Below are 17,146 nucleotides of genomic sequence, written 5' to 3'. Positions count from 1 at the left end.
GGGCCGCCGCCCCCGGGGAGGGGAGCGGCGGCCCGGCGCCGTGCGGAGGGGCGGGACGGTGGAGAGGGCGGGGCGGCGGGAACGGGGTCAGACCCGCTCGCGCAGCGACACGTCCGGGTGCTCGCCCTCGGTGCTCAGCCGGTACTCGCGTCCGAACGTCTCCCGGTGCTCGTCGATCACCCGCTCGCTCGGCGGCTCCTCGCCGCCGTGGATCTGCTCCTGCATCCGCTCGAAGCGCTCGTGCGCCTCGCGCACGTAGCCGGCGCCCAGCGTCGTCAGGTCCAGCTGGGTGGCCAGCAGCTCCCGGATGTACTCCTTGTTGGGCTCGAAGGTCAGGACGTTGGGCAACCGCGGCGCCAGGACCTCCTCCGGCTCGCGGCCGTCGTACCGCCGCATCAGGTCGCAGGCGATGCGCAGGTGCTCCAGCTCCATGTTCAGGTGCAGCTCCCAGACCGCCTTGACCTTCGGGTCGCTCTCCTGCTCCATGAAGGAGTAGTACAGGTAGCACTCGTTGTACTCGTGGTTGACCAGGCGCTCCCACCAGGTCTCGCCCGGGTCCACCAGGGACTCGTAGTGCGTGACGTGCTCCTCCTCGATGAGCCCGATCTCCTGGTACAGCTGCCGGGCGATCGGCTCCATGTACTGGGGGCCGACGTTCATGTAGAAGTTCATGGTCTGCTGCTCGGCCGACATGATCGTCAGCGCGTGGAGCTTGGAGAGCGGGTCCGTGCGGTCCTTGTCGTACGGGTCGCGCACGTTGTCCACCGGGTGCCGGTGGTGGTACTTGGTCGGTCGACCCGGGATGACCTCGGTGAGCTGGTCGACGATCTTCTCGGCCTTGCGGTGCTCGACCATCTCGTACAGGTTCGAGTACCGGTACAGGTGGTCGAAGTCCTCCAGGACGCCGAACTGGTACGCCTGCTTCAGGTACGGGTCGGGCTCCATCCGGGCGACCCAGGCGGTGAGGTCCACCGCCACCTGCTCGTAGGCGATCGTCGTCTCCAACACCGACGAGACGCCCGGCAGCATCCAGTTGACCGTCTTCTGCTGTTGCTGCTCGGTGTAGCGCACCTCGGCGAGCTGCCGCTTGACGTCCATGTCCGGGCACACCCGCGCGAAGTGGTGGCTGAACATGATCGCCTCGACCTCGATGCCGTTCATGGTGATGATGCGGCAACGGGTGTAGGGGTCGGCGTGGTTGGGGTCGATCTGGTCGACGTTCAGCTCCCGCCAGTTGCGGATCTGGCGGTCCAGAGGGATGCCGCGCTGCTCCAAGGGGTTGAAGGTCACCTGGGTCCTCCTGCTCGTCTGCGGTCCGGAGCGCCCGGTGCCGTTCCGGCGGCCACGTCCTGCCCACCGGGCACGTCACTCTCCGCGGTCTCCCCCGTACCGGGCGCGGGCGGCGGAGTACCCCCGCCCCCGTCTCCGAAACGGGAGGATCGGCGCACGGCCGGAACACCGTCGCGTTTCCGCAGGGAAGCGGCGGGTACCGGCGGGGCGATGAGGACCGATCGGATCACCGACGCGTGTACGTCCCCGATCGACACCGGGACTCGGAGGGAGACCGACCATGGCCGACAGGACGCCTGACGAGAACCAGCCCACCGGAGCGAACGGCGACGAGCCCGAGCTGACCGACGAGGGCGGCACCGCCACGGACGACGAGACCCCCGGCCTCCCGCCCGACGACGCCCCCGCCACCGGCCCCAGCCCCGGCGACTCGGTGCTGGACGGCCCCGACGACCCCGGCGGCAACCCGGAGGACGAGGGCATCCCGGACCTGCAGAACGGCACGCCCGAGCAGCAGTGGATGAACGACCCGCAGCAGATGCCCGTTCCCGGCGAGCGTCCGGTGGCCGCCGACCGGTGGGGCACCACCTACGCCGAGCAGGTCGAGGGCGAGTCCCTGGACCGGCGGCTGGCGGAGGAGGAACCCGACGTGGGGGAGACCTCCGCGGGCTACGGCCCCCCGGCGGAGCAGACCGGTCAGCTCAGCGACGACCCCCTCCAGGACCGGGAGGCCAACCAGGACGTGTTCTCCCACGAGTCCCCGGCCGAGGGGCTGGGTCCGGAGGAGTCGGCCGTCCACACCGTCGACGAGGACCGCGACATCGGACAGCTCAGGGGCGCGGACGACGAGGACCAGGCGGGCGCGCCCGAGGGCGTGGGCGAGGTCGGCCCGTCCGGAGAGGGCGAGGGAACCGGCGTGCACCCGGACCGAGGGGGAGTGGGGAAGAAGTGAGCGAAGCGTCCGCGCAGCACGAGTCGTACTGGCTGGCCACCGCGCCCGTCACCCCCGACATCACCCACCCGCCGCTGGAGCCCGACAGCGAGACCGACACGGACGTGGTGGTGGTCGGCGGCGGCATCGCGGGCCTGTGCACCGCCTGGGAACTGGCCCGCGCCGGCCGCGAGGTCACCGTCGTGGAGGCGGACCGGATCGCCGCCGGGGTGACGGGCCACACCACCGCGAAGGTCACCGCCCAACACTCCCTGATCTACGACGACCTGCGGCGCAGGCACGGAGTCGACGGCGCCCGGCTGTACGCGCGCTCCCAGCAGGACGCGGTCGAGCACGTCGCCGCCGTGGCCGACGAACTGGGCGTCGACTGCGACCTGGAGCGCGTCCCGGCCTACACCTGGGCCGAGTCCGAGGAACAGGACGAGAAGGTCCGTGCCGAGGCCGAGGCCGCCGCCGAGGCGGGACTGCCCGCCTCCTACGTCACCGACACCGGGCTGCCCTTCCCGGTGCGGGGCGCGGTCAGGGTCGAGGACCAGGCGCAGTTCCACCCCCGCAGGTACCTGCTGGCGCTCGCCGAGGACCTGGTGCGGCGCGGCGGGCGCATCGCCGAACGCACCCGCGTGGTCGGCCTGGAGGAGGGCGAGCCGTGCCGGGTGACCGCCGAGAACGGCGCCACGGTCACCGCCCGCGCGGTCGTCGTCGCCACCCACTACCCCGTCTTCGACCGGGCGCTGCTCTTCTCCCGGCTGGAGCCGCACCGCGAACTGGTGATCGCCGCCTCGATCCCCGAGGACCAGGACCCGGCCGGGACGTACATCACGCCCGAGGACAACACCCGCTCGGTGCGCACCGCCCCCTACGGAGAGGGCCGGCGGCTGCTCATCGTCACCGGGGAGCGGTTCCTGCCCGGCACGGCCGACGTCGTCGAACGCTTCGAACGGCTGGGCGCCTGGGTGGCCGAACGCTTCCCCGACGCCCGCGTCGTCCACCGCTGGGCCACCCAGGACAACGACTCCACCGACCGGGTGCCGTACATCGGCCCGTTCCACCCCGGCGCGCGGCACACCTACGTCGCCACCGGCTTCGGCGGCTGGGGGATGACCAGCGGCGTCCTCTCGGGGCGCCTGCTCGCCGCGTACCTCACCGACGCCGAACTCCCGCCGTGGGCAAGGCTGTACGACCCGCGGCGGCTGCCGGGTCCGCGCGAGGCGCCCTCGCTCATCGGCCTCCAGGCCACCGTCGCCAAGCACTTCGTCGGCGACCGGCTGCGCTCCACCCACGTGGACTCCGTCGAGGAGATCGCCCCCGGCAGCGGCGCGCTGGTGAGGATCGACGGCCGCCGCTGCGCCGTCCACCGCGACGAGGCGGGGCAGCTCCACGCGGTCTCCTCCCGCTGCACGCACCTGGGCTGCCTGGTCCACTTCAACGAGGCGGAGCGGGCCTGGGAGTGCCCGTGCCACGGCTCGCGCTTCGCCCCCGACGGCTCGGTCCTCCAGGGCCCGGCGACCCGCCCCCTGGAGAAGCGCGACCTTGGGTGACCACCGCTCCCACGGAAGCGGCGGTCACACAGCCGACGGCCGCCCACTGGACGGGGGAGAGCACCTCGCCCAGGACGACCAGCCCCGCGAGCCCGGCGACGACGGGTTCGAGGTTCTGCAGCACGCCCACCACCCGGGGCGGCAGCCTGCGCAGCGCCACCAACTCCAGCGTGTACGGGCCGGCGGCCGAGAGCACCGCCACGGCGAACCCGAGCAGCAGCACGTGCGGACGCGCCAGTCGGGCGCCGCTCTCGGCCACCCCGACCGGCACCCACAGCAGCGCCGCCCAGGCCACCGCCAGGGCGAGCGGCGAGCCGTCCGCCGCGAGCCGCCCGGCCCGCCGGCTCAGCAGCAGGTAGGCCCCCATCGCCACGGCCCCCACCAGGGCGAACGCGACACCGGCCGGGGACGGGGAACCCGCCGCGCCGGCGAACGACGGCCCGGTGAACAGGAACAGGCCCGCACCCGCCAACAGACCCCACAGCAGGTCGCGCGCCCGCCGCGACAGCAGCAGCGCGACGGCGAGCGGCCCGAGCAACTGGAGCGCGACGGCCATGCCGAGCGGCAGGTGACGCAGGGCGAGGTAGATCACGTTCATCCCCGCGATGGCCGTGCCGAAGGCCACCACCACCAGCCGGTCGCGGCGGCCGGCGGGCAGCCGGGGGCGCCACAGCGAGCACAGCAACACGGCGGAGAACCCCAACCGCAGCGCCACCACGCCCATCGGGCCGACCGAGCCGAACAGGTGCTTCCCCAGCGCCTGGCCGAGCTGGAGGGAGAAGACGCTGCCGAGCACCAGCACGGGCGCCGGCACCCGATGGGAGAGGGGTGGGTTCCGCGGTTCCATACGCCCCAGCGTCCGGGCACGGAGCCGCCGGGGTCCATCGCGGATTTCCGCACGACACCGTGCGGGAGAACCGCATGATCGACCTCCGCCTGCTCCACACCCTCCGGGTGCTCGCCGAGCACGGCACCGTCAACGCGGCGGCGCGGACGCTCTGCCTCTCCCCGTCGGCCGTGTCACAGCAGCTCCGGCAACTCGCCCGCGAGACGGGCGCCGACCTGCTGGAGCGGGACGGCCGACGGGTCCGGCTCACACCCGCCGCCCACGTCCTGCTGGAGCACGCCGACGCCCTGTTCGAGCGCTGGGAGCGGGCCCGCGCCGACCTGCGGCCCGCCGGCCTCCCCGACCTGGGCACCGTGCGGATGTGCGGCTTCGCCGGCAGTGTCGGCACCCTCCTGGCCCCCGCCGCGGTCCTGCTGCGCCGAGCCCACCCCCGGTGGGAGGTCCGCGTCGCGGAGGTGGTCACCACCACCGAGTGCCACCGGCTGCTGCTCGCCGACCGCGCCGACATCGGCGTCCTCACCCCGCTCGCGGACAGCCCGCCGGCGGACGATCCGCGGTTCGACCGGCAACCGCTGCTGGACGACCCGCAGGACCTGGTGGTGCCGGCCGGTCACCCGCTGGCGGAGCGGGAGGAAGCCGAACTCGCCGACGCCGCCCGGGAGACCTGGATCGCCCCGCACCGCGACCAGAACGACCTGATCCTGGCCCTGTGCACCGCGGCCGGGTTCGCGCCGCGGATCACCCACCACGCCGACGAGTGGCAGGGCGTCCTGGACCTGATCGCCCACGGCCTGGGCGTCTGCCTGGTGCCCCGGCTGGTCTCCACCGCCGGCCACGGCGGCGTCGTCCGCGTACCCCTGAGGGGCGATCCGGCGCCCTACCGGCGCGTGCTGGCCTGCGTACGCCGGGGAAGCCGCGAACGACCCCCGGTGGCCGAGGCGTTGGAGGCGTTGCGGGCTCAGATCCGGACGCCGTGGGAGCGCAGGTAGGCCAGCGGGTCGATGTCGGAGCCGTAACCGGGGCCGGTGCGGATCTCGAAGTGCAGGTGCGGACCGGTGCTGTTGCCGGTGGAGCCCGAACGGCCTATCCGCTGGCCCGCGTTGACCTGCTGACCGGTGCGCACGGAGATCGCCGAGAGGTGGGCGTACTGGCTGTAGCGGCCGTCGGCGTGCCGGATGACGACCTGGTAGCCGTACGCGCCGCCCCAGCCGGCCGAGACGACCTGGCCGCGGCTGACGGCCTTCACCGACGTGCCGGTGGCCACGGGGAAGTCGACCCCCGTGTGGTAGCCGCTGGACCAACTCCCGCCCGACTGCCGGTACGCGGTACCGGGGCCCACGCCGGAGACGGGGGCGGTGTAGGCCGGTGAGCCCTCCGCCTTCGCGGGCTTGCGGTCGGTCTTCTCCGGTTTGGTCTGGGCCTTGACCTTCTGCTGGGGTTCGGCCTTCGGCTTCTCCTGGGCCTTGGGCTTCTCCTGGGGCTTCGGCTTCTCCCGGTTCTCGGACCGGTCCTGGGGCCGCGTTCCGCGCTCGGCCTCGGGGGCCGGCCTCTCCGCCGTTCCCGTCCGGCTCAACTGGAGCCGCTGTCCGGGGAAGATGAGGTCGGGGTCGTCGCCCACCACCGAGCGGTTGCGCTCGTGAAGCGCCTGCCAACCGCCGCGGACGTCCTGCTCGTCGGCGATCCCCGACAGCGTGTCACCACCGGCCACCACGTACGCCCGACCCGACTCGTCGGGCCGTTCGCGCGGCTTCTCGCCCTCCCGCTCCCTCCCCGTGTCCTTGTCGGTCCGTCTCTCCTGGGACCTCTCCCGGGACTTCTGGGACTTCTCCCGGGACGTGGCCTGCTCGGAGCGGGGAGCTGGGACGGTCGCGGAGCCCTGGTCGTCCCGGGTCAGCCCGGCCCGGGACGAGCACACCGGCCAGGCGGTCGGGCCCTGCCCGTCGAGGACCTTCTCGGCGACGGCGATCTGCTCCTCCTTGGACGCCAGATCGGCGCGGGGAGCGTAGGCGGTGCCGCCGAATTCCTGCCAGGTGCTCTGCTTGAACTGTAATCCGCCGTAGTGGCCATTCCCGGTGTTGATATTCCAGTTGCCGCTGCTCTCGCACGCCGCGACCTTGTCCCAGATCTCCTCCGGAGCGGCATGGGCGGCTGTGGCCCCGATCAGCGGCAGGGCGATTCCCGCCCCGCTCGCGGTGACGGTCAGCGATGCCCGGGAAACCGCGTTGGGCTTGTAGCGGCGATGACGTCCACGTCCGGCCACGGCCGGTCCCTCCCCTTACGCCGTCGTACGTCGGGGTACTTCCGGCGCTCCGTCGGTTGAGCATTCACAGAATTCGGTTGACGAGCGCGCCAAACATAGACGGGGCCGTGACATTCCGGCAAGGGGCGGCCTTTACCGGGTCCGGGCGACCACGGGAAAACACCGGGTCGGGGCGCACGACGGCGTGAGCCGGAGGGGAACGGCGCGGAGAAGGGAGCGAAAAAAGAAAGGGAATTCAGGATTCCGCTGCCGTGGCCCGCACCTCGTCGGCGATTTTCGCGTCCAGGGCGGCCCGGACCAGGCCCGCCGCCAGCCGCGGCAGGTCCTCCTCGGACACCAGGCGGGCCAGGGCGCGCGTGGACGTGGGAAGCCCCAGCCGCCGGGCGCCGTCGCGCGCCCGGCGGTCGAGGTACGGGGCGAACTCCGGCCAGACGCCCTGCGCCTCCCGCAGGAAGATGTCCGCCCCGGTCGGGCCGATCCCCGGGAACCGCTGGAGCCGGTCGGCCACGCCGCTCTCCTCGCGCAGCCCGCGCAGATCCCCCCGGTACCGCTGGAGGAGCAGCTCGGCGCCGTCACCGAGCTGGGTGGCCGTCCGCTCGTCGTAGCGGCGGTAACCGCCCGCACCGAGCGCGTCCACCCGCTGCCGCCACGTGGACTCGGCCATCCGCCGCGCGTCGCCCAGCCCGGCGTCGAACAGCGCGCGGGCCGCCGCCACCGCCGTGTCCGTCCGGATGCGGGCGCTCAGCAGCAGCGAGAGCACCAGCAGCCGGTACAGCGGCACCGGGGTGTTCCGCAGCCGGATGCCCGCGTCCTGCGCGTAGGTGCGGCCGTACCGGTCCAGCAGCGCGCGCACCGTGGCGGCATCCCGCTCCTTCACGTCCGTCCTTCCGGCCGACTCGCCCATCGCGCATCACTCCAACAGGCCGCTCATGGTCTCGGCGGCGTCGACCGCCGCGCTGCCGCAACAGTTGTTGAACAGGACGTGGACCTGTTCCGTCCGCTCCGCCAGTGCCCGTATCCGGGGGATCCACTCGACCAGTTCCTCCTTGGTGTAGCGGTGCCGGTAGGCGTCCTCCTTGCCGCCCGTGCCCCAGTGCGGGCTGCGGCCGTGGAACCGGACCACCGACAGCTCCGGCGTGGTCGCGACGGCGACCGGCGGAACGGACGAGGGCAGGTCCCGGGCGGAGTCCACGGCCACCAGGGCCGCCCCGTGCCGGCGTGCGAGGGCGGCCGTCTGCGCGCTCCGCTCGGGGGCGTACCAGCGCGGGTTGCGGAACTCCACCGCCGTGCGCCAGCCCAGTGAGCCCGCGCGCCCCAGGCACCGGTCCAGGAAGTCCTCGGCGGCGGCCCCGGGGCGCAGCGACGGCGGGAACTGCATCAGCACCGCGCCCAGCCGTCCCGCGGCGCGCAGCGGCTCCAGCGCGTCCGCGAAGCGCCGCCACACCTCTCCCACGGTCGCGGGCGGCAGCGCCCCGGCCCGCACCCAGGCGCCCTTGGCGCCGTTGGGACGCAGATCCGCCGGGAGCGAACCGAGCCGGGTGGCGTGGCCCGTGAGCAGGGAGAACGCCTTGACGTCGAAGACGAATCCGTCGGGTGTGCGCTCCGCCCACAGAGCGCTGTTGCGCGTACTGGGCAGCCCGTAGTACGTGGCGTCGACCTCGACCAGTCCGAACCGCTCGGCGTAGTACCGCAGCCGCCCCTCCGCGCCCCGCGCGCCCGGGGGGTACCAGCCACTGGCGACCAGTGCGGGATCCGTCCACGAGCAGGTGCCCACCAGAATGTTTCCCATGGTCGCGGGGTACCCGCGCGGCGTCGGCACGATCCGTCATCAGGGAGCACTCTGGGAGAGGAGCGCGGTCATGACCGGCGCGGACAAGGACGACAGGGACGCCAAGGACGACAAGGACACCGAGCGCGAGCGGCGCGCCCGCGAGATAGCGGAGGCGGCCGAGCGCACCCGGAACCCGGGGAACGCCGTGCCGCACGAGGGCGGCGGGGACCCGGGCACGGGGAGGGAGCACTGGGAGGAACCCGGAAACGGGGAGGACCGGCCGTCGCCGCTGGGCAAGGGCGACATCCACGCCGTGGCGGGCAGCGACGTCGAACAGCCGGAGATCGCCGAGGGGCCGGTCCCGGGGCTGCAGCCGGGCGAGAAGGTGGAGCGCGGGCCGTGGATCCCCCCGGTGGAGGTGGACCCGCCCAGGGGCACGAACCTGCCACAGGGCGCCTCGGGCCAACCGGACGAGGTCCGGGAGCAGAAGGAGGAGGGCGGTCCGTGACCGCCCTCCGGCGCGTACGGCCCGGCGGGGACGCCCCGGACCGTCGCGCGTGCCGGGGACGCCCGCCCACACCGGCTCTTCCGCCGGTGCCGCGGCCCTCGTGCGGACGGAGTCGGCGGCACGACGAACCGACGGCCGCACGGCGCACGGACGGGGCCGGACCCCGCGGAGAGGAGGTCTCCGCGGAGCCCGGCCCGTGACCCCGCCCGGGCGAGGGCGGTGGTGGAGGAGGAACGGCCGTGACCGCTCGGGTCACTTGTTGACGCAGTGGTTCCCGAAGGTCGGGTTGAGCAGGCCGATGACGTTCACCGAGTTGCCGCAGGCGTTGACGGGCACGTGAACCGGGACCTGGATCACGTTGCCGCTCGCGACGCCGGGGGAGCCGATGGCGACCCCCTGGGCCTGGGCGCCGTCGGTGGCCGACGCGGTGCCGGCGCCTCCCAGGACCAGGACGCTGCCGGCCGCGGCGAGAGCGGCGGCCTTGGCGATGCGGATCATCGCCCATCTCCTTTCAGGTGTGTGATTGGGACACCTGGCCCAACGAGGGTTCATGCGGGGGGATGCGCATGATCACTCGATAGGCTTATTCGGATCACCATTCCGGCCCGCACCGAAGCCGGGCTGATATTGCCGTCGCCGCCTGTTCCGGTGCCCCCTTCGGGATGATCACACTCTCGGCCCAACTCCCCGCGCGTCTCCGTCAGGAGAGGTGTTCTGCTCTGTCATGGTTTGCTCCGATTTGGTTGGCATCGATCGGAGAAGATCCATGCGTGTTTCCCTGGGGCTCACCAGCCGAGGAATGCTGTGCGCGCTGGCGTCCGCAGCCCTGGCGATGGCACTGCCGCCGACCGCCGCCGCACCCGCTCCCGGCGAGGCGGCGCGCATCCCGTTCAGCGAGCGCTACCGCGCCACACTGCACGGCGGCATCGCACGCGCCGCCAACTCCTCGGCCACCTGCCGGACGGCCGTCGTCGTCGGGGCCCCGCCCTGCGCGACGGCCCAGCAGGGCGAGGCCGGAGGGGTCAACGGCCACTACGAGATGACGTACATCGACGTCGACGACGACCCCAACACCTACAACTCCAGCCAGGCGGAGCTGCGCCTGCCCGCCGGCGCGCGGGTCACCCACGCCCGGCTGTACTGGGGCGGCAACCTCCGCGTCGGCGAGCAGAAGCCGCCGGAGGACAACGGACGGGTGCTGATCGCCGAGCCCGGCGGCCGCTACAAGGAGGTCCTCGCCGACACCGTCGTGGGCCACCGCCGCACCCGGCTCATGGACGGCTACACCGCGTCCGCCGACGTCACCGACCTCGTCGCGCGGTCCGGCGGCGGCTACTACACCGTCGGCCAGATCAACGTCGCCAAGGGCCGCACGTCCGCCGGCGCCTGGGGCGGCTGGACGCTGGTGGCCGCCTACAGCCACCCGAACGAGCCGCTGCGCCACCTGGTGATCATGGACGGCTACGAGGCGCTGGCCTCGGACCGGCCCGACCTCGACATCACCGTGGGGAACCTGCCGGTGTCCCCCGGAGCCTCCGGCTCCCTGGGCGTGGTGGCCTACGACGGCGACCGCGGATACGACGACGAGTCCCTGACCGTGCGCGCCGGGAACGCCCCGGCGATGCGGGTGCGCGACGCGGCCAACCCCGCCGACGACCTCATGAACTCCACCATCACCGACCACGGACGCCCGGGCCCCGGCCGGCTGCCGGCCCACCACAACACCCTGGGCTACGACTCCGACGTCTACGGCATCGCGCCCGCCCTGACGCGCGGCGGCGACTCCCTGGCGTTCCGCTTCACCACGCGCGGCGAGGGCTACCAACTGGGCGCCCTCTTCCTCCAGGCCGACGCGCGCCGCTGAGGAACCACGCCCCGACGACGGGGGAGTGAAGCCGAGTCGGTTCCTCAGTACGGAGATTCCAGCGTGCCTGACAACGAGAGAACAGCGGCGCCGCGCACGGTGCTGCACCTGTCCCAACCCGTCGAGGGCGGCGTCCCCCGGGTCGTCGTCGACCTGGTGCGCGCCCAGACCGCGGCGGGACTGCGGACCGTGGTGGCCTGCCCGCCCGGCGGCACCCTGGGCCGGGACGCCGCCGCGGCCGGTGCCGAGGTGGTCCCCTGGCAGGCGTCCCGCGAACCGGGCCCCGGCCTGTACGGGGAGACCGTGCGGATCGCCCGGCTGGTGCGGCGGATCGGCCCCGACCTGGTGCACGCGCACAGCGCCAAGGCGGGGTTGGCCGCCCGGCTCGCCCTGCGCGGCCGGGTCCCCACCGTCCACCAGCCGCACGCCTGGTCCTTCGACGCGGTCGGCGGCGCCACCGCCCGCCTCGCGCTGTACTGGGAGCGGCTGGCGACCCGCTGGGCGGACCGCGTGCTGTGCGTCAGCGAGGACGAGCGGCGGCACGGCCTGGAGGCGGGGGTGCGCGCCCACTGGGCGGTGATCCGCAACGGCGTGGACACCGACCGGTTCCGCCCGGCGGACGCCGACGCCCGCGCCCGCGCGCGTGCCGCCCTGCCCGCGCTCGACGGACTGCCCCCGCACGCCCTGCTGACGGTCTGCGTCGGCCGGCTGTGCCGGCAGAAGGGCCAGGACGTCCTGCTGCGGGCCTGGCCGGACGTCGCAGACCGCGTCCCCGACGCCTGGCTGGTCCTGGTCGGCGACGGGCCGCAGCGGCGGGAGCTGGGCGCGGCGGCCCCCCGGCGGGTGCTGTTCGCCGGGGCCGCCGACGACACGGTGCCCTGGTACGCGGCGGCCGACCTGGTGGTGCTGCCCTCCCGGTGGGAGGGCATGGCCCTGGTCCCGCTGGAGGCGATGGCCTGCGGCCGCCCGGTGGTGACGACCGAGGTGACCGGCGCGGCCGAGAGCCTCCCCCCGGGCCACGCCGCCCGCTGCCTGGTGCCGCCGGAGCACCCCACGGCCCTGGCCCGCGCGCTCACCGGCCTGCTGGCCGACCCCCGGCTCCGGCACGACCTGGGGCGGCGGGCCGCGGACCACGTCCGCTCCGCCTTCGACGTGCGGCGGACGGCGGCCGAGGTCGCGCGGCTGTACGACGAGGTGCTGGCCGAACGCTCCGCCGTCCCGCCCTCCGAGCCTCCCCTCCCCCCTGCCACCGAACCGTCCGCCCCTCCGTACCTCGGGCCGTTCCCCCACACGGTCGACGGACCCTCCGTCGTCCCCCCGCTTCCCGAGCCATCCCCCCACCCGCTCGACGATCCGTCCGCCCTTTCTCCCCACCCCGAATCCACGGAGCGCACCAGGCGATGACCACGGAGAACACCGGGACATCCACATCCAACCCGAGCCAGGTCCTGCCCCCTCCGGAGCCCAAGACCCGCACGGCGACGTCCGTCGTCCCGCCGCGCGGATCGGCGCCCCGGCCACTGCCCCCCGATCCGCGGCCAAGACGGCGCCGGCGCCCCGCCGGCGCCCTGCCGGCGGCCTCCGACTGCCTCGTGGCGGTCGCGGTGGCCGCCGCGGCGATCGCCCCGACCGACGGAGAGGGGGCCTCGCTCGTCCTCGCGGCCGTCTGCGCCCTCGTACCGGCGGTCCTGGTGCCGCTCAACGCGCACGGCGGCCTGTACCGCACCGCCCTGGCCGCCTCCGCGATCGACGAACTGCCCGCCCTCCTCGGCCGCACGGCGGTCGCCTGGTGCGCGGCGGCGGCCGTGCTGGCCGCCGTCCACCCCGACCGGGCCCTGAGCTGGACGGCCCTGGCGGCCGCGGTGGCGGTCCACACGGCGCTGGCCTGCGCGGCCCGCGGCGCCATCCACCTCGGCCGGCGCCGGATCGGGCGCCGCAGGCCGCGCTCCACCCTGGTGGTGGGCGCCGGACCGACCGGACGGCGGGTCACCGCCGCCCTGCACGAGCACCCCGAGTACGGACTGCGCCCGGTCGGCGTGGTCGAGCCCGGCGGCGCGCCGGCCGACGCGCTCCTGGCCGAGGACGTCAGCGTGCCGGTGCTCACCGGGCAGGAGGACATCGTCCGGGCCGCCATCCAGAACGCCGTCCGGGACGCGGTGTTCACCCGCGACCCCTGGGCGGACCCGGAGACCGCGGCGCTCCTCCCGCTCTTCGCGGACCTGGGCTGCACCGTGTGGCTGGTCGGCAGCGGACCGGTCCCGGACGCCGGGCCGCTCTCCGTCGCCCGGCCCGTCCGGGGGAGCGACCACCTGTGGGGCTTCGCCTGTCGGCGCCTGGACCCGCCGCCCCGCAGATCCGGCGGACTGCGCTGCAAGCGCGCCCTGGACGTCGTGGTGGCGGCCGCGGCCCTGGTGGCCGTCTCGCCCGTGCTGCTGGCCTGCGCGCTCGCCGTCCGGTGCGCCGACGGCCCCGGCGTGATCTTCCGCCAGGAGCGCGTCGGACAGGACGGCCGCCCGATCACCGTGCTGAAGTTCCGCACCCTGCGCCCCCGCGACGAGCACGAGTCGGCGACGCGCTGGAACGTCGCCGACGACCGGCGGATGAGCGCGGTGGGCCACCTGCTGCGCCGCACCTCGCTCGACGAGCTCCCCCAGCTGTGGAACGTGCTGCGCGGCGACATGAGCCTGGTCGGCCCCCGGCCCGAACGCCCCTACTTCGTCCAGCGGTTCAGCCAACTCCACCCCGGCTACGCGGCCCGCCACCGGATGCCCGCCGGGATCACCGGACTGGCCCAGGTGCACGGACTGCGCGGCGACACCTCCATCGAGGACCGGGCGCGGTTCGACAACCACTACATCGACACCTGGTCGCTGTGGCAGGACGTCCGCATCCTGCTGCACACCGCCGGCTCCGTCTTCCGGCTCGGAGGAAGCTGAGGTGACCTCGGCCACCACGGCGATCACGGCTCCGGCCCCGCCGGCGGAGGGCCGGACCCGTCAGGGGCCGCGGGACCTGGCGGCGGCCCACTGGCCGGTGCTGCCCGCCCTCGCCACCGTCCTGCTGGTGTGCGTGCCCGTCCCCGACCGCGCCCCCGCCGACGCGGCCGGGGCGGGCGGCGCCACCCTCGCGGACGCCGCGTCGGCCGTCCTGGTCGGGTGCTGCGCCGTCCTGGCGCTGCGCGCCCGGACGCGGCCCCTGGACCGGACGGCCGCCGTCGTCCTGGCGGCCCCCGCCGTCGCGTTCGCGCTGTCGACCGTCGCCTCCCACGACCCGGCGGCCTCGTTCGCCGGCTTCGTCCGCCTGGCGCAGGTTTTCGTCCTGGTGCCGGCCGCGCTGGTGCTCGTGCTGCGGACGCGCCGGCACGTCCGGCTGCTCGCCGCCGCCCTGGTGGTGGTCGCCCTGATCCAGGGCGCGGTCGGGGTCCACCAGTACCTCACCGGCACCGGGGCCTCCTACGAGGGCCGCGACGTCCGGGCCGTGGGCACCTTCGGCCCGCTGGACGTCATGGGGATGTCGACGGCCGTCTCCTGCGGCATCGTCGTCGCCCTGGCCGTGGGCCTCGCCCCGCCCCCGGGCGCGTCCCGCCGGGTGCGGCCCGTCGCGCTGACCGCCGCCGCCGTCCTCCTGGTGCCGCTGGCGCTCTCCTTCAGCCGGGGGGCGTGGATCTCCACCGCGGCGGCCTGCACGGTGGTGCTCTTCCTGGCCGGGACGCGGTCGGCGCTGCGCACGCTGGCGGCCGTGGCGGCCGCGGGGGTGGTCCTCGTCGGCGGCGCGGGGGTCGGCTCGCAGCTCGTCGCCGAGCGGGCGAGCAGCATCACCCGGGTCGCCGACGCGCCCGACCAGTCGGTGATCGACCGCTACGCCATGTGGGCCGCGGCCGTGGAGATGTGGCGCGGGGACCCGGTGACCGGGGTGGGCCCCAAGGGCTTCCCGGAGCACCGCGACGCCCACGCCTCCCTCGCGCTGTCCGCGGCGAGCGACACCGCCGGGGCGGGACACGCCTTCCGGCGGCAGCCGCTGCTGTCCCCGCACAACATGTACCTGCTCCTCCTCGCCGAGCAGGGCCTGGTCGGCGTCACCGCCGTGGTCGGCGGCTGGGCGGCGCTGCTGGTGTTCGGGGTGCGGCGGCTGCGGCGGGCCCGGGCGGCGGAACGGGCCGCCGGCCCCGCCGCCGACCGCGGGGTCGACTGCGGGCTGATCGCGGTCGGCCTGCTGGTCCTGAACTGCGTCGACTTCCTGTACGCCGACATCGGCGGCCCCTCCACCGTCCTGACCGCCGTGATGTTCGGCCTGGTCGCCTGGTGGGCGCTGGCGCCCGCCGCCGCGGCGGGCGAACCGGCGGGGACCCCGTCCGGCACGCGCGCCGGGGGAGCCGCGGAGGAGAAGGGGGACGTCCGATGACCACCGCGCCCACCGCGCCCCCGCCGCCCCCCGGGCCGCACGCCTCCTCGCCGCCCACCGCGCCTCCGGGGCCCCGGAAGTCCTCCGGCTCCGCGCCGGGCGGACGGTTCGTCGCGCGGGCCGCCGCCGCCACCGCCGTCCTGACCGCCGTGGGCTCCTTCCTCGGCCTCCTGCGGGACCAGACCGTCGCCCACCTGTTCGGAGCGGGCAGCGACACCGACGCGTTCCTGGTGTCCTGGACGATCCCGGAGTTCGCCGCGACGATCCTCATCGAGGACGCCATGGCGCTGGTGCTGGTGCCGGCGTTCAGCCTCGCGCTGTCCCGCCGCGCCGCCGGCCGGACCGGCGACCGCCCGACGACCGGGGAAGACGCCGAGGAGACCGGCGGAGAGACCGGCGAGGACCCTGTACGGGCCCTGCTGGCGGCGACGCTCCCCCGGCTGCTGCTGGCCCTGGCGTGCGCGGCGGGGACGGTGGCGCTCCTGGCCCCGCTGGTGGTGCGCGCGCTCGCGCCCGGCCTGGCCGACCCCGGCCTGGCGGTGGTCTGCACCCGGATGACCGCCCTGACGGTGCTGGGCTTCGGGACCGCCGGATACTTCAGCGCGGCCCTGCGCGCCCACCGCAGCTTCGTCCCCCCGGCGACGATCTACGTCGCGTACAACCTCACCATCATCACCACCGTGCTCTTCCTGCACGACCGGTGGGGCGTGCGCGCCGCCGCGTTCGGGGTGGCCGCGGGCAGCCTCGCGATGGTCCTCGCCCAACTCCCGGCGTTCGTGCGGCACCTGCCCGTCCGCTCGCGGCGCGCGAGGGACCGGCGCGGGGCCCGGGCCCCGCGCGCGGCGGCCCTGGTGGCCGGGACGGTCCTCGCGCCGGTGGCCGTCTTCGCCCTCTCCCGTCAGTCCCAGGTGCTCGTCGAGCGCTTCCTGGCCTCCTCGCTGCCGCCCGGCGCCATCTCGCACCTGAACTACGCGCAGAAGGTCGCCCAACTGCCCATGACCTTCTCCCTGCTGCTCTGCACGGTCACCTTCCCGCTGGTCGCGCGGGCCATGGCCGACGGCCAGACGGAGCGGGCCAGGCGGCGGGTGGAGCGCGACCTGGTGCTGGCCGCCCTGGTGGTGCTGCTCGGTGCCGCGTACGTGGTCGCCTACGCCCCCCAGATCATCGAACTCCTCTTCCAGCGCGGGGCCTTCGACGCGGCCGACACCGCGGCCACGGCCTCGGTCATGCGCGTCTACGCCGTCGGACTGCTCGGCCACTGCCTGGCCGGCGCCCTGGTGCGGCCGTTCTTCTCCACCGGCCGGCCCACCTGGTACCCGGCCGGGGCGATGGCCGTCGGTCTGCTGCTGACGATCGCGGCCGGCGCCCTGACCGCCCCGTACTGGGGCGTCCACGGCATCGCCGCGGCCAACGCCGCCGGGATCACCACCACCGCGCTGCTGCTCCTGCGCGGCCTGCGCACCCGGATGCTCCCCATCAAGGTGCGCAGGGTGACGGCCGGCCTGGCCCGCCTGGCGCTGGCCGCGACGGTCGCCGGCGCGGCCGGCTGGGCCGCCGCGCCGCTGATCGACTCCCCGCTCCTCACCGCCCTGGCCGGGGGCCTGGTCGTCCCGGCCGCGTTCACCGCCGCGGCGCTCGCCGTCCGGGCCCCCGAAGTAGCAACGCTGTTCACCGCCGTCACACGAAGGTTCCGTCATGTCCGCTGACCCGGCACA

At 74.8% G+C, this 17,146-nt stretch carries 15 protein-coding genes; 9 read left to right on the top strand and 6 right to left on the bottom strand.

What is annotated here, in order from left to right; all coding sequences use genetic code 11:
- Positions 1–87: 87 nt before the first annotated feature.
- Positions 88–1,290 (bottom strand): hypothetical protein, encoded by a 1,203-nt coding sequence (locus ABD335_RS01540; RefSeq protein WP_344320148.1) that lies wholly within the window; start codon positions 1,288–1,290, stop codon positions 88–90.
- A gap of 280 nt (positions 1,291–1,570) precedes the next feature.
- On the opposite strand from ABD335_RS01540, the gene ABD335_RS01535 reads away from it, so the two are divergent.
- The gene (locus ABD335_RS01535) at positions 1,571–2,242 is read left to right on the top strand and encodes a hypothetical protein (protein WP_344320147.1); all 672 of its coding nucleotides are present in this window, start codon (positions 1,571–1,573) and stop codon (positions 2,240–2,242) included.
- On the top strand, positions 2,239–3,780 hold the full coding sequence (locus ABD335_RS01530; RefSeq protein WP_425583520.1) for an FAD-dependent oxidoreductase: 1,542 nt from the start codon (positions 2,239–2,241) through the stop codon (positions 3,778–3,780). The genes ABD335_RS01535 and ABD335_RS01530 overlap by 4 nt, the downstream gene beginning before the upstream one ends.
- Here the strand turns inward: ABD335_RS01530 and ABD335_RS01525 are convergent.
- The gene (locus ABD335_RS01525; protein ID WP_344320146.1) at positions 3,665–4,627 is read right to left on the bottom strand and encodes an EamA family transporter; all 963 of its coding nucleotides are present in this window, start codon (positions 4,625–4,627) and stop codon (positions 3,665–3,667) included. The two genes, ABD335_RS01530 and ABD335_RS01525, sit on opposite strands and share 116 nt — an antisense overlap.
- A gap of 74 nt (positions 4,628–4,701) precedes the next feature.
- On the opposite strand from ABD335_RS01525, the gene ABD335_RS01520 reads away from it, so the two are divergent.
- A complete protein-coding gene (locus ABD335_RS01520) occupies positions 4,702–5,616 on the top strand; it encodes a LysR family transcriptional regulator (protein ID WP_344320145.1) in 915 nt (304 codons plus the stop codon).
- Here the strand turns inward: ABD335_RS01520 and ABD335_RS01515 are convergent.
- The 3 genes from ABD335_RS01515 to ABD335_RS01505 all read right to left on the bottom strand — a co-directional run bounded on the left by ABD335_RS01515 (position 5,586) and on the right by ABD335_RS01505 (position 8,676).
- Positions 5,586–6,887 (bottom strand): transglycosylase family protein, encoded by a 1,302-nt coding sequence (locus ABD335_RS01515; RefSeq protein ID WP_344320144.1) that lies wholly within the window; start codon positions 6,885–6,887, stop codon positions 5,586–5,588. The genes ABD335_RS01520 and ABD335_RS01515 overlap by 31 nt on opposite strands.
- 235 nt (positions 6,888–7,122) lie before the next feature.
- Positions 7,123–7,791: an endonuclease gene (locus ABD335_RS01510; protein ID WP_425583519.1), complete on the bottom strand. Its 669-nt coding sequence runs from the start codon at positions 7,789–7,791 to the stop codon at positions 7,123–7,125.
- A 6-nt stretch (positions 7,792–7,797) separates the two neighbouring features.
- Complete coding sequence (locus ABD335_RS01505; RefSeq protein ID WP_344320142.1) at positions 7,798–8,676, bottom strand: DUF72 domain-containing protein; 879 nt, start codon at positions 8,674–8,676, stop codon at positions 7,798–7,800.
- A gap of 70 nt (positions 8,677–8,746) precedes the next feature.
- On the opposite strand from ABD335_RS01505, the gene ABD335_RS01500 reads away from it, so the two are divergent.
- A complete protein-coding gene (locus tag ABD335_RS01500; RefSeq protein ID WP_344320141.1) occupies positions 8,747–9,166 on the top strand; it encodes a hypothetical protein in 420 nt (139 codons plus the stop codon).
- 252 nt (positions 9,167–9,418) lie between these two features.
- Here the strand turns inward: ABD335_RS01500 and ABD335_RS01495 are convergent, their stop codons facing one another.
- Positions 9,419–9,664 (bottom strand): chaplin, encoded by a 246-nt coding sequence (locus tag ABD335_RS01495; protein ID WP_344320140.1) that lies wholly within the window; start codon positions 9,662–9,664, stop codon positions 9,419–9,421.
- 268 nt (positions 9,665–9,932) lie between these two features.
- Between ABD335_RS01495 and ABD335_RS01490 the strand changes: the two genes are divergently transcribed.
- The 5 genes from ABD335_RS01490 to ABD335_RS01470 all read left to right on the top strand — a co-directional run bounded on the left by ABD335_RS01490 (position 9,933) and on the right by ABD335_RS01470 (position 17,137).
- The gene (locus ABD335_RS01490) at positions 9,933–11,030 is read left to right on the top strand and encodes a DUF3344 domain-containing protein (protein ID WP_344320139.1); all 1,098 of its coding nucleotides are present in this window, start codon (positions 9,933–9,935) and stop codon (positions 11,028–11,030) included.
- A 63-nt stretch (positions 11,031–11,093) separates the two neighbouring features.
- A complete protein-coding gene (locus tag ABD335_RS01485; protein WP_344320138.1) occupies positions 11,094–12,434 on the top strand; it encodes a glycosyltransferase in 1,341 nt (446 codons plus the stop codon).
- The gene (locus ABD335_RS01480; RefSeq protein WP_344320137.1) at positions 12,431–13,966 is read left to right on the top strand and encodes a sugar transferase; all 1,536 of its coding nucleotides are present in this window, start codon (positions 12,431–12,433) and stop codon (positions 13,964–13,966) included. Before ABD335_RS01485 ends, ABD335_RS01480 begins: the two co-directional genes overlap by 4 nt.
- Before the next feature lies 1 nt (position 13,967).
- Positions 13,968–15,431: an O-antigen ligase family protein gene (locus ABD335_RS01475; RefSeq protein WP_425583517.1), complete on the top strand. Its 1,464-nt coding sequence runs from the start codon at positions 13,968–13,970 to the stop codon at positions 15,429–15,431.
- The gene (locus ABD335_RS01470; RefSeq protein WP_344320136.1) at positions 15,428–17,137 is read left to right on the top strand and encodes a lipid II flippase MurJ; all 1,710 of its coding nucleotides are present in this window, start codon (positions 15,428–15,430) and stop codon (positions 17,135–17,137) included. The genes ABD335_RS01475 and ABD335_RS01470 overlap by 4 nt, the downstream gene beginning before the upstream one ends.
- The last annotated feature ends 9 nt before the right edge of the window (positions 17,138–17,146 follow it).

Origin of the sequence: Streptomyces macrosporus (assembly GCF_039533145.1) — a bacterium.
Lineage (GTDB): Bacteria > Actinomycetota > Actinomycetes > Streptomycetales > Streptomycetaceae > Streptomyces > Streptomyces macrosporus.
This window is presented reverse-complemented; position numbering and strand designations above follow the sequence as displayed.